Origin of the sequence: Streptomyces sp. NPDC059003 (assembly GCF_042740445.1) — a bacterium.
Lineage (GTDB): Bacteria > Actinomycetota > Actinomycetes > Streptomycetales > Streptomycetaceae > Streptomyces.
On sequence record NZ_JBHYJH010000218.1, the window covers coordinates 1 to 12,358 of the forward strand.

At 70.6% G+C, this 12,358-nt stretch carries 10 protein-coding genes and 1 pseudogene; 4 read left to right on the plus strand and 7 right to left on the minus strand.

Going from position 1 to position 12,358, the window contains the following annotated elements:
* From ACFWZ5_RS40650 to galU, 6 genes and pseudogenes are all read right to left on the minus strand, one after another.
* A pseudogene (locus ACFWZ5_RS40650) lies at positions 1–408 on the minus strand (hypothetical protein); the annotation flags it as partial.
* Between the two features lie 214 nt (positions 409–622).
* On the minus strand, positions 623–1,246 hold the full coding sequence (locus tag ACFWZ5_RS40655; protein WP_384803006.1) for a GNAT family N-acetyltransferase: 624 nt from the start codon (positions 1,244–1,246) through the stop codon (positions 623–625).
* Positions 1,243–1,764, minus strand: a complete 522-nt coding sequence (locus ACFWZ5_RS40660; RefSeq protein WP_384802997.1) for a molybdenum cofactor biosynthesis protein B — start codon at positions 1,762–1,764, stop codon at positions 1,243–1,245. The genes ACFWZ5_RS40655 and ACFWZ5_RS40660 overlap by 4 nt, the downstream gene beginning before the upstream one ends.
* A complete protein-coding gene (gene moaC / locus ACFWZ5_RS40665) occupies positions 1,761–2,252 on the minus strand; it encodes a cyclic pyranopterin monophosphate synthase MoaC (protein ID WP_384802994.1) in 492 nt (163 codons plus the stop codon). The genes ACFWZ5_RS40660 and moaC overlap by 4 nt, the downstream gene beginning before the upstream one ends.
* Before the next feature lie 137 nt (positions 2,253–2,389).
* Positions 2,390–3,685 (minus strand): gephyrin-like molybdotransferase Glp, encoded by a 1,296-nt coding sequence (gene glp, locus ACFWZ5_RS40670; RefSeq protein WP_384803003.1) that lies wholly within the window; start codon positions 3,683–3,685, stop codon positions 2,390–2,392.
* A 78-nt stretch (positions 3,686–3,763) separates the two neighbouring features.
* Positions 3,764–4,666: a UTP--glucose-1-phosphate uridylyltransferase GalU gene (gene galU / locus ACFWZ5_RS40675; protein ID WP_384802991.1), complete on the minus strand. Its 903-nt coding sequence runs from the start codon at positions 4,664–4,666 to the stop codon at positions 3,764–3,766.
* Between the two features lie 94 nt (positions 4,667–4,760).
* Here galU and ACFWZ5_RS40680 point away from each other — a divergent pair, with 94 nt between their 5' ends.
* The gene (locus ACFWZ5_RS40680) at positions 4,761–5,369 is read left to right on the plus strand and encodes a 5-formyltetrahydrofolate cyclo-ligase (RefSeq protein WP_384802988.1); all 609 of its coding nucleotides are present in this window, start codon (positions 4,761–4,763) and stop codon (positions 5,367–5,369) included.
* Between the two features lie 146 nt (positions 5,370–5,515).
* Here the strand turns inward: ACFWZ5_RS40680 and ACFWZ5_RS40685 are convergent, their stop codons facing one another.
* Positions 5,516–8,362, minus strand: a complete 2,847-nt coding sequence (locus tag ACFWZ5_RS40685; protein WP_384802985.1) for a penicillin acylase family protein — start codon at positions 8,360–8,362, stop codon at positions 5,516–5,518.
* 229 nt (positions 8,363–8,591) lie between these two features.
* On the opposite strand from ACFWZ5_RS40685, the gene ACFWZ5_RS40690 reads away from it, so the two are divergent.
* From ACFWZ5_RS40690 to ACFWZ5_RS40700, 3 genes are all read left to right on the plus strand, one after another.
* Positions 8,592–10,097: a potassium/proton antiporter gene (locus ACFWZ5_RS40690; protein ID WP_384803000.1), complete on the plus strand. Its 1,506-nt coding sequence runs from the start codon at positions 8,592–8,594 to the stop codon at positions 10,095–10,097.
* A gap of 518 nt (positions 10,098–10,615) precedes the next feature.
* The gene (locus tag ACFWZ5_RS40695) at positions 10,616–11,887 is read left to right on the plus strand and encodes an MFS transporter (protein ID WP_384802982.1); all 1,272 of its coding nucleotides are present in this window, start codon (positions 10,616–10,618) and stop codon (positions 11,885–11,887) included.
* Positions 11,888–11,954: 67 nt separating this feature from the next.
* Positions 11,955–12,281, plus strand: a complete 327-nt coding sequence (locus tag ACFWZ5_RS40700; RefSeq protein ID WP_384802979.1) for an FmdB family zinc ribbon protein — start codon at positions 11,955–11,957, stop codon at positions 12,279–12,281.
* Positions 12,282–12,358 lie beyond the last annotated feature (77 nt).

A 12,358-nucleotide genomic window follows, 5' to 3' on the forward strand; every position in this document is an offset into this window, starting at 1 on the left:
GGCGGCGGCCTCGGCCGTGCGCGCGGCGGCGGCACGGCCGGCTGCGCTCGCGGCGGCCGGGCGCGGCGGCCGGGCGCGGTCCGCGGCGGGCCTGGACGGCTGCGTGGCCCCGTGGTCGGCCCGGTCGGGTTCGGGCTCCGGAGGCATGGCGAAGGCCCGGACGTCGACCGAGTCGGTCACGGCGTCCGGGTCGGCGCGCGACTCCTCCTCCTCGGGCGAGCGCGCTTGCAGGTCCTTGGCGTATCGGCGCTCCATCCCCGCCCGTCCGGAAAGCAGCCGGATGGCGGTGCTGAAGCGTTCCGTCGGACGGGCTTCATTGAGCTCGTCCTGCCTACGGAGCCACATCGGCACCAAGTAGGCGGCCCAGGCCCCGACGATGACTGCGTAGAAGAGGCCGCTGCTGCTCACGCCTCACACGGTAGAGGGGTTTTGTCGAGGCCATCCGCCAATTGGGCCGGTGTGTCGCACGATCTGGCTGATATCTCGAACTTTTTTTGTGACTGGTGCGATCAACAGGCCTACGACGGTGGGAATTTAACGGTCGCTCACCGATCAATTTCGAACAGGTATTTCATTTATGAGAGTGGCTGCATCACGCCGTGTCACGGCACATGACGCAGGCTCAGGCCGTCTTCCGCGGCCGGGCCTGGTGCCAGCGGCGCAGCAGGCCCTCCGGCACCTCCTCCGCGGTGAGCGCGAACACGAGGTGGTCGCGCCAGGCGCCGTCGATGTGAAGATACCGTGGACGCAGGCCCTCCTCGCGGAATCCGAGTTTCTCCACGACCCGGCGGCTCGGCGCGTTCTCCGGGCGAATGCAGATCTCGACGCGGTGCAGACCGACCGTGCGGAAGCAGTGGTCGACGGCGAGGGCGACCGCGGTCGGCATGACGCCGCGGCCCGCGACGGACTCGTCCACCCAGTAGCCCACGTGCGCCGAGCACATCGAGCCCCAGGTGATCCCGGCGACCGTCAACTGCCCGACGAGCCGCCCCTGGTAGTCGATGACGAACGGCAGCATCCGGCCCGCGTTCGCCTCGGCCCGCAGATGCCGGACCATCTGGCGGTACGTGGGCCGGTGGGCGACCGGGCCGCCGGGCGCCGGGGGCGGGATGGTGGCCTCCCAGGGCCGCAGCCAGTCGCGGTTGCGCCGGTTGACCTCGCGCCAGGCACGCTGGTCGCGCAGCTTTATCGGGCGGAGCACGACGTCACCGTCCGTCAGCTCGACGGGCCAGCTTGAGCTGTTCAGCTCGCACCCCCGTCGGTCCGCGGATGGTCGCCGCCGCGCAGCTGGTCGACGGCGTGCACCAACAGGGGCTCCAGGACGGCGAGTCCGTCGCGTACGCCGCCGCTGGATCCCGGCAGGTTCACGATCAGGGTCCGCCCCGCGACCCCGGCGAGGCCGCGGGACAGCGCGGCCGTGGGCACCTTCTCGCGGCCGTACGCGCGGATCGCCTCCGGGATGCCCGGCACCTCGTGGTCGATGACGCGGCGGGTCACGTCGGGCGTGCGGTCGGTGGGCGAGATGCCGGTGCCGCCGGTCGTGAGGATCACGTCGTACCCGGCCGCGACCCCGGCGCGCAGCGCCCGCTCGACGGGGTCGCCGTCGGGCACGACCTGGGGCCCGTCGACGGCGAAGCCGAGCGCGGCGAGGCCCTCGGCGATCAGGGGCCCGCCCTTGTCGGCGTAGACACCGGCGGCGGCGCGGTTGGACGCCGTGACGACGAGCGCGCGGTACGGGAGCTCCGGGTGCCCTGCCTCGCTCACGCCTGCGCCCCTTCCCGGCTCCAGTCGCCCGACTTGCCGCCCGTCTTCTCCTCCACCCTGACGTCGGTGATGACCGCGCCCTTGTCGACGGCCTTGACCATGTCGACGACCGTGAGCGCGGCGACGCTGACCGCGGTGAGCGCCTCCATCTCGACGCCCGTGCGGTCCGTCGTCCTCACCGTGGCGAGGATCTCCACGGCGTCGTCCGCGACGGAGAGCTCGACCTTCACTCCGGAGACGGCCAGCGGGTGGCACAGCGGGATCAGGTCGGGGGTGCGCTTGGCGCCCATGATGCCCGCGATACGGGCCGTCGCCAGGGCGTCACCCTTGGGCACGCCCTCGCCGCGCAGCAGCTCGATCACGCGCGGCGCGACCAGGACACGGCCGCTCGCGCGCGCGGTGCGCGCGGTCACGGCCTTCTCGGATACGTCGACCATGCGGGCGGCGCCCGCCTCGTCGATGTGCGTCAGTCGCTGCTGCGTGCTCATGTGCTGTGGCGCTCCCGGTCCGGGCCCCGCGCGCGTGCGGGCCTGCTGTGCGCGACACCGTACCGTCCGCCTGTCGCCCGCTGTCGCCCCACCCGAGGTGGGGGTCCATTGTCCCCGCCTCGCCCGCGGCGCGCCCGTCAGCCCAGGAGCACGACGTCCACCTCGGTGCCCGGCTCCACCGATGTGGTGTCCTCCGGGACGACGATCAGCGCGTCCGCCTGGGCGAGGGCGGCGACGAGATGCGATCCGGCGCCGCCCACGGGAGTCACGGTGCCCGCCGCCGCGTCGTGGCGCCCGCGCAGGAACTGGCGTCTCCCGGAGGGCGACGTCAGCGCCCGGTCGGCGGTCAGGCGGGCGCGGGCGGTGGGCCGGTGCACGTCCGGCAGGCCCATCAGGGCGCGCACCGCGGGGCGTACGAAGACCTCGAAGGAGACGTACGACGACACCGGGTTGCCCGGCAGCGCCAGGAGCGGGGTGTGGTCGGGGCCGATGGAGCCGAAGCCCTGCGGCTTGCCCGGCTGCATGGCGAGCTTGCGGAACTCCACGCCGCCGCCCGCCCCGAGGCCCTCCTCGTCGTCCGGGTCGCCGATGGCGGTCAGGGCCTCCTTCACGACGTCGTACGCCCCCACGCTGACGCCGCCCGTGGTGACGAGCAGGTCCGCGCGGATCAGCTGGTCCTCGATGGTGGAGCGCAGCGTCTCCGCGTCGTCGGTGACGGCGCCCACGCGGTAGGCGATCGCTCCGGCGTCGCGGGCGGCGGCGGTGAGGGCGAAGCTGTTGGAGTCGTAGATCTGGCCGTCCGCCAACTCCTCGCCCGGCTGGACCAGTTCGCTGCCCGTCGACAGGACGACCACGCGCGGGCGCGGGCGCACCGTGACCGTGCCGCGGCCGATGGCGGCGAGCAGGGCGAGCTGCGGGGGGCCGAGGACCGTGCCCGCGGTCAGGGCGCGGTCGCCCGCCTTCACGTCGCTGCCACGCGCGCGTACGTGCGCGCCCTCCGTCACCGGGCGGTACACCCGCACCTCCCCAAAGGCGCCCTCCGGGGCCGCGCTGTGGGCGCGCATGCCGGAGACGGGGCCCTCGCCGAGCCCGCCGTCGGTCCACTCCACGGGCACGACCGCCTCGGCGCCGGGCGGCAGCGGGGCGCCGGTCATGATGCGGGCGGCCTGGCCCGCGCCGACGGTGGGCCGCTCGCCCTGGCCCGCGGCGACGTCGCCGATGACCGTGAGCACGGCGGGGAACTCCTCGCCCGCGCCCGCGACATCCGCGATCCGCACCGCGTACCCGTCCATGGAGCTGTTGTCGAAGGGCGGCAGCGAGACGGGCACCGTGACGTCCTCGACGAGGACGCAGCCCTGGGCGTCGAGGAGCTGGAGCTCGATGGGCTCGAGCGGCCGGACGGTCGCGAGGATGTCGTCCAGGTGCTCGTCCACCGTCCAGACCTGGTCCCCTGCCGGGCCCCGGTCCGTGGCGCCGGTGTCGTCGTGCGTCGTCGCGCTGCTGCTCAAGTGCTACATCTCCTCGGTGACGTAACGGCGAAGCCAGGCCTTGAAGTCCGGGCCCAGGTCTTCACGTTCGCACGCGAGTCTGACAATGGCACGCAGATAGTCGCCGCGGTCGCCGGTGTCATAGCGGCGGCCCGTGAAGACCACGCCGTGCACCGGGCCGCCGACCTTTTCGTCCGCGGCGAGCTGCTGGAGCGCGTCGGTGAGCTGGATCTCGCCGCCGCGGCCCGGCTCGGTCTTGCGCAGTATGTCGAAGATGTGGGGGTCGAGGACATAGCGGCCGATGATCGCGTAGTTCGACGGGGCGTCCGCCACGTCCGGCTTCTCGACGAGGTCGGTCACCTTCACGACGTCGCCGTCCGCGGTGGCCTCGACCGCCGCGCAGCCGTAGAGGTGGATCTGCTCGGGCGCGACCTCCATGAGCGCGATGACGCTGCCGCCGCGCTGCTCCTGGACCTCGACCATGCGCGCGAGCAGCGGGTCGCGCGGGTCGATCAGGTCGTCGCCGAGGAGCACGGCGAACGGCTCCCGGCCCACGTGCGGGGCGGCGCACAGGACGGCGTGACCGAGCCCTCGGGGGTCGCCCTGGCGTACGTAGTGCATGGTCGCCAGGTCGCTGGACTCCTGGACCTTCGCGAGCCGGTTCTCGTCGCCCTTCTCCTCGAGGGCCGACTCCAGCTCGTAGTTGCGGTCGAAGTGGTCCTCCAGGGGGCGCTTGTTGCGACCCGTGATCATGAGGACGTCGTCCAGGCCCGCGGAGACCGCCTCCTCGACCACGTACTGGATGGCCGGCTTGTCGACGACCGGCAGCATTTCCTTGGGCGTCGCCTTCGTCGCGGGCAGGAAGCGCGTGCCAAGACCCGCTGCTGGAATGACAGCCTTGGTGATCTTGGGGTGAGACTCAGTCATGGGCGTCACCTTATCCGGTGGCTATGTGTGGAATCTGTGGCTCCGGCATATTGGCCCACATCTGCACACAATAGGAAGGATTTGTGACTTCGCCATGATGCAGCCCGGCTCCGGCAAGGCAATCAAGCGCACGTTGCGCGGAGAGATCCTCGCGGTAAGAAGGCGGTTGACGCCTGATGACGTGGAGGAAAAGGCCGCAGCTCTCGCCGAGCGCGCGCTCGACCTGCCCGAACTGGCCACCGCCCGCACGGTCGCCGCGTACGTCTCCGTAGGCGGCGAACCCGGCACCCGCGCCCTCCTCGACACCCTCCACGCGCGCGGGACCCGGGTCCTGCTGCCCGCCCTCCTCCCGGACAATGACCTCGACTGGGCGGCGTACGACGGAGCGGGCTCCCTGGCGCGCGTCCAACACGCCGGGAAGATGGACCTGTTGGAGCCCGCGGGCGAGCGGCTCGGCCCGGACGCCGTCCTGGAGGCCGACGCCGTGCTGCTTCCGGGGCTCGCGGTGGACGCGCGCGGGATGCGTCTGGGGCGCGGCGGCGGGTCGTACGACAGGGTGCTCGCCCGCCTGGAGCGCGCGGGCGCGGGCCCGGCCCTGGTGGTGCTCCTGTACGACACGGAGGTCGTGGAACAGGTGCCTGCGGAGACGCACGACCGGCCAGTGCACGCGGTGGTGACGCCGTCGGGGGTGCGCCGCTTCTGACGTCCCCGCTCTCCCCGTACCCCTGCTGCTCCGTAACCCTGCTTCTCCGTAGAGGCCGGACACCTCCCCATCATCCCCGTAGAGGCCGGGTACGCGAAAGGGCCCTCCACGCGTGCGTGGAGGGCCCTTTCACCGTCGGGTGCCCGTCAGGGCTTGAGGACCAGCGTGTCGTTCGTGCTGTCCTCGACGGCCTTCTTGGAGAAGGACCACGGCAGCAGTTCGCCCTTGACCCACTTGCTCGTCTGGTCCGTGTAGTGGTCGCTGTAGGCGTGGCCCGAGGCGCCCGTGAGGTTGATCCACCGGGACTTGTCGAGGTCCTTCAGGTTCACGACCATCCGCATCGACGGCACCCAGATGACGTCGTAGCCGCCCGCCGCGTTCCAGCCGGTGGCGTTGACCGTGGCCTCGCCGCCGCCCAGCTTCCAGGGGCCGCGGTTGAGCACCCACTGGAGCCAGCCGGGACCGTCGGTGCCGAGGGTCTGGTTCTTCAGCGTCAGCCGGTGCAGGCGGCCCCAGCTCCAGGTGTCGATGTCCTTGCCGAGCTTGGCCGTCAGGTCCCAGCGGGCGTCCTTCATGGCCCGCGCGAACAGCTGGTCGCGGTTCTTGGTCTCGCGGTCCGTGCGCGTGCCCGGCGTCTTCCACCAGTCGTTGTCCTCGTCGTCGAGGATCTTGCGGATGACCTCGAAGTAGCGGTCGCCGCCGTCGGGCTGCGCCGAGTCCCCGTCGCGCTGGCCGCACTCGCGCACCCGCCGGTCCTCGTCGGCGGGGCCGGTGTTGCTCGCCGGCTCCACCATCAGGCACTGGCCCTTGACGCGCAGCTCCTTGGGCAGCTTGTTGCCGATGGAGAGCTGCAGGATGCTGCGCCACACCGCGTTGAAGTACGCGGCGGCCGCCGAGTCGGCGTCCTGGGTGTAGTCCCAGCCCTCCAGGAGCTTCTGCGCCTCACGGACGTGCTTGTCACCGATGTCGACCTTCAGCAGCTTGGGCACGAGCAGGCGCGCGATCTCGCTGCTGTTGTCCGTCTGCATCAGGCGCATGTCCTCGGTGGAGACCTTGCCGCCGTTCTTCGTCTTGGCCTTGATCAGGTCCTCGATGCGCTGGCTGCGCGCGCCGTAGCCCCAGTCCGTCGTGAGCTTGTACGGGTACTTCTTCTCGTCGACCACGGACTGGTTGGCGGTGACGATGTAGCCGCGCTTGGGGTTGTACTCGTACGGCAGCTCGTCCTGCGGGATGTAGCCGTTCCAGCGGTACTTCGGGTCCCAGCCGGGCACCGGGAGCGACCCGTCGCCCTTCCCGCGCGTGGGGATCCTGCCGGGTGCCTGGTAGCCGATGTTGCCCTTGGTGTCGGCGTAGATCAGGTTCTGCGAGGGCACCTCGAAGGAGCGGGCCGCCTTGCGGAAGTCCGCGAAGTCCTTGGCGCGGTTGAGCTCGAAGACGGCGTCCATGGACTTGCCGGGCGCGAGCGCGGTCCAGCGCAGCGCAATGCCGTAGCCGTCGCCGCGGTCCGGGGCCGACGCGTCGACCTGGGCCTTCTTGCCGACCTTGACGAGCTCGTCGTCGCGGTCGGAGATCAGCGGGCCGTTGTTGGTCTCGCGGACGGTGATGGTCTTGGACTTGCCGCCCGCGACCTTGATCGTCTCCTCGCGCGACTTGAAGGGCAGCACCTTCTCGCCGAACTGGTAGCCGTCGGCGGTGAACTTCTCCAGGTAGAGGTCCGTGACGTCGGCGCCCAGGTTGGTCATGCCCCAGGCGATGTCCTGGTTGTGGCCGATGACGACGCCGGGCATCCCGGAGAAGGTGTAGCCGCTGACGTCGTACGAGCACTTCGCCGAGACCGTGCGGCAGTGCAGGCCCATCTGGTACCAGACGGACGGCAGCTGCGGCGCCAGGTGCGGGTCGTTGGCGAGCAGGGGCTTGCCGGTGATGGTGTGCGCTCCGGAGACCACCCACGAGTTGGAGCCGATGCCGTTGCCGTTCGAGCCGAGGCCCGCGTCGGGGACCTCGTCGAGGACGTCGGAGAGGCCGGAGAGCTGCGAGGAGAGGCCGCTGGGAGGCTGGGCGCCGCCGGCGATGCCGGTGCCCGCGGTGCCGGTACCAGTACCCGTACCGGTGCCAGTACCCGTACCAGTACCCGTCCCCGTACCCGTACCCGTACCGGTACCCGTACTCGCGGTGCCGCCGGTGCCCGACTGGGAGCCCGTGCCGTCGGCGTCGTCACCGTTGAACTTCTTGGTGACGCTGTCGTACGCACCCTCCTGGACGATCGGCTTGTTCCGGTCGTAGGGGTACTCCGGGTAGAGGTCCTTGATCTGGGACGGGCCGAGGCGGCTCGTCATCAGGGAGCGGTCGATCTCGTCCTGCATGTTGCCGCGCAGGTCCCAGGCCATGGCCTTGAGCCAGGCCACCGAGTCGACGGGCGTCCACTTCTGGGGCTTGTAGTCGTTCTCGAACTCGAGCGCCGCGTACTCGAGGGAGATCTCCTTGCCGCTCTTGCCGTCGAGATAGGCGTTGACCCCCTTGGCGTACGCCTGGAGGTACTTCTTCGTCTCGGGCGAGAGCTTGGAGTCGTACTCCTTCTCGGCAACCCGGTGCCAGCCGAGGGTACGCAGGAATTCATCGGTCTTGACCTGGCCCTTGCCGAACATCTCGGAGAGCCGACCGGAGGTCATATGGCGGCGTACGTCCATCTCCCAGAAGCGGTCCTGCGCCTGCACGAAGCCCTGCGCCATGAACAGGTCTTCGGCGGAGTCGGCATAGATCTGCGGAATGCCGTTGCCGTCGCGCTTGACGTCGACCGGGCCTGCCAGGCCCTTGAGCTCGATGGTGCCCTTGGTCTGCGGAAAGGAGGCACGGACGGTGCTGATGCTCCAGTACGCACCGAAGGCGATTCCTCCGACGACGGCCAGGACCAGGACGATCACGATCAGTCGGGCTCGGCGCCCCTTCTTCCTGCCGGACTTGCGGCCGGAAGAGGCGGTGGTGTTGGAGGGCATCGCTGTCCTTGCTGTCCTTCGCGAGCGGCAGGGCTGGGCTTGTGCGGGTCCTGGAGTGCTGGAGCAACCATAGGCGCAGGGCGGGACGGCCCCGGACGCGGAGTCGGAAACCGACATCGAACGAAGGTTCGGACAGGATAGATGGGGCGTGGGGGCGCGCGTCAAGAGCGCGTTAAAGCTTAGGTAACGTAACGAAGCATCATGGTTCGCACGACGGAAGGATCGGCCCCTGTCTGTCCACGACCTCAATCAGCTTCTGCTCATCTGCTCCCTAGTCCTGCTCGTCGCTGTCGTCGCCGTGCGCATCTCCTCGCGCAGCGGACTGCCCAGCCTGCTGCTCTACCTCGGCATCGGGGTGGCCATGGGCCAGGACGGCATAGGCAACGTCACGTTCAACAACGCCCAGTTGACCCAGGTCATCGGTTACGCGGCACTCGTGGTGATCCTCGCCGAGGGCGGCCTCGGCACCAAGTGGAAGGAGATCAAACCAGCGCTCCCCGCGGCGGCGTCCCTCGCCCTGGTGGGAGTGGCCGTCAGCGTCGGCGTGACGGCCGCCGGGGCGCACTACCTGGTCGGGCTCGAATGGCGGCAGGCGCTGATCATCGGCGCGGTGGTGTCCTCGACGGACGCGGCGGCCGTGTTCTCCGTGCTGCGCAGGGTGCCGCTGCCTTCCCGTGTGACCGGCGTCCTGGAGGCGGAGTCCGGGTTCAACGACGCCCCTGTGGTGATCCTCGTGGTCGCCTTCTCCACGGCGGGGCCCGTGGACCACTGGTACGTGCTGATCGGTGAGATAGCCCTGGAGCTGGCCATCGGCGCCGCGATCGGTCTCGCGGTGGGCTGGCTCGGCTCCTTCGGCCTGCGGCACGTGGCGCTGCCCGCGTCCGGCCTCTACCCGATCGCGGTGATGGCCATCGCGGTCTCCGCGTACGCCGCGGGCGCCATGGCCCACGGCAGCGGCTTCCTCGCCGTGTACCTCGCCGCGATGGTCCTCGGCAACGCCAAGCTGCCGCACTGGCCCGCGACGCGCGGCTTCGCCGAGGGCGTCGGCTGGATCGCCCAGATCGGCATGTTCGTGCTGCTCGGCCTCCTGGTCACCCCGCACAAGCTGCTCGACGACATCTGGCCCGCCCTGGTCATCGGGCTCGTCCTGACGGTGGTGGCGCGGCCCGTCGAGGTCTTCGTGAGCCTGCTGCCGTTCCGGATGCCCTGGCAGGAGAAGGCCCTCATGTCCTGGGCCGGCCTGCGCGGCGCGGTGCCCATCATCCTGGCCACCATCCCCATGGTGAACGGCGTCGAGAACAACGAGGAGATCTTCAACATCGTCTTCGTGCTCGTCGTGGTCTACACCCTGGTGCAGGGGCCCACCCTGCCGGGGCTCGCGACCCTGCTGGGGCTCGGCAAGCGCGGGGCCGCCTCCGACCTCGGCATCGAGTCGGCACCCCTGGAGCGGCTGCGCGGCCATCTCCTCTCGGTACCCGTACCGAAGGAGTCGCGCCTGCACGGCGTCGAGATCAACGAGCTGCGCCTGCCCACGGGCTCGGCGGTCACGCTGGTCGTGCGGGACGGCAACTCCTTCGTACCGCTGCCGACGACCGTCCTGCGGCAGGGCGACGAGCTCCTGGTGGTGGCGACCGACCCGGTGCGCGACGCGGCCGAGCAGCGCCTGCGCGCGGTCGCACAGGGCGGCAAGCTCGTCGGATGGCTGGGGACGCAGGGCGAGGCCGACCGGAGATAGGCGCGTCAGCGCTACAGGTGCCGTACGCGCTACAGGTGCTGTACGCACCGCAAGCACGGTCCGGAGGGCGGGGGCCCGTACGGAGTCCGTGCAGGGGTGATGCGGGGACCGCACGGCGCCAGGGGGCGTCGGGCGGGAACTGAATCCATGACGCGAGGGCGTCGAAAGCAGTCCGCCGCAGTGCGCGGCAGTCCGCCGCCAAGGGATCAGGCGCCCCCACAGGGGTTGGGGTAATCGCAGGTGTCGCGGGTCTCACTTCTCGTAATCACAGGTGCCGCTTGCACATCACCTGTACGATGAAGGCACACCCTTGTCCGTGCCCATCCCGGTACGGGCAGTACTGACACTGACCGACACTGATCGAACCAACTCTGCCTGACGCAGAGCTGGCGCGACCGTATGGCGGCCGCGGCGCCCTCGCAGTGGGAAAGCCCGGTATCTACCGCAGTTCTACGCTAGAGGACAGCTCTCGGCGCCCCCGCACGGGCGCGCTACCAGGCAGCAGAAAGGCAAGGGCCGTGGCGTCCACGGTCACCGAATCCCGTCCGGGCTACGGGCAACTGCTGCGTACCCCTCGCGCCTGGACCTTCCTGCTTCCAGGATTCGCCGCACGGCAGCCGTTCGCGATGCTGACCATCTCGATCGTGCTCCTCGTGCAGCACACCACCGGTTCGTACGGCGCCGCGGGCGCGGTATCGGCCGTCACCGGTGTCTCCATGGCGCTGTTCGCGCCCTTCAGCGGCAAGCTCGCCGACCGCTTCGGGCAGCGTGCCGTCCTGCTGCCCGGCGTCCTCGTGCACGCGGCGTCGGGCATCACCCTCACCGTGCTCGCGCTGTCCGACGCCCCCCTGTGGGCGCTCTTCGTGGCCGCCGTGCCCACCGGTGCGTCCACCCCGCAGATCGGGCCCATGGTGCGGGCCCGCTGGGGCGTCAAGCTCCAGGGCTCCCCGCTGGCGCAGACCGCGGCCGCCTTCGAGTCCGTCACCGACGAGCTGACCTTCGTCCTCGGCCCGCTGTTCGCGACCGCGCTGTGCACGGGCATCAACCCGGCCGCCGGTCTGTTCACGGAGGCGGGCCTCACCCTCGTGGGCGGCCTGCTGTTCGCGGCACAGAAGAGCACCCAGCCCAAGCCCTCGGGCGCGGACGCCGGGCACGCGCGCGTGGAGCACGATTCGGCGCTCCGGGTCCCCGGTGTGCGCGTCCTGATCGTCACGTTCCTCGGCATCGGCACCGTCTTCGGCGGCATGCAGGTCTCCCTGGCCGCCTTCACGGAGTCCATCGGCGAGCCCGGCCTGAACGGTGTCCTGTACGGCACCTTCGCCGCGGGCAACATGCTCTCCGGGGTCGTCTGCGGCGCCATCGCCTGGAAGGTGTCCCCGCAGCGGCGGCTCGTCGTCGGGTACACCGCGCTCGCCCTGATGGCCTCGGGTCTGTGGGCCGCCCAGTCGGTGCTGCTGCTCGCCGGGCTCGGCCTGCTCGTCGGCGTCTGCATCGCGCCCGCCCTGATCACCGGCTACCTGCTCGTCGACAGCCTGGTCGCGCCGACCGCCCGCACGGAGGCCTTCACCTGGCTGACCGGGGCGGTCGCCCTCGGGCAGGCGGCCGCCGTCACGGTCGCCGGACAGCTGGAGGACCGCTTCTGGGACGGCGCCGGATTCCTGGTGCCCCTCGGCGGCACCGTGCTCGCCCTGGCGGTGCTGCTCGCCCTGCGCTCGCGGCTCACTCCGAAGGGCAGCGGGCGGACCGTCGCGCGTGGCGTCGGTCACCGGACGCCGGTGACGGTGGACTGAACCCGCGGAATACGTCACTATGGACCGTCGTTAGCACTCATCGAGTGAGAGTGCCAGGAGGAAGCAAGTGCCGACGTACCAGTACCAGTGCACCGAGTGCGGCGAGGGCCTCGAGGCGGTGCAGAAGTTCACCGACGACGCCCTGACCGAGTGCCCGAGCTGCAACGGACGCCTCAAGAAGGTGTTCTCGGCGGTCGGCATCGTCTTCAAGGGCTCCGGGTTCTACCGCAACGACAGCCGCGGCTCGTCGTCGAGCAGCACGCCGGCGTCGTCCTCGGCCTCGAAGTCGACGGAATCGAAGTCGTCGGGCTCGTCGAGCTCCTCCTCGGACTCCAAGTCGACGACGTCGACGTCGTCGTCGGGCACGGCTTCCACCAGCTCCTCGGCCGCGTAAGCGCGCGCCGACCGCGGCTCCCGGGGCGACTTGGACCCGCTCTTCGGAAGGCCCCGCCGTCCTTGGGACGGCGGGGC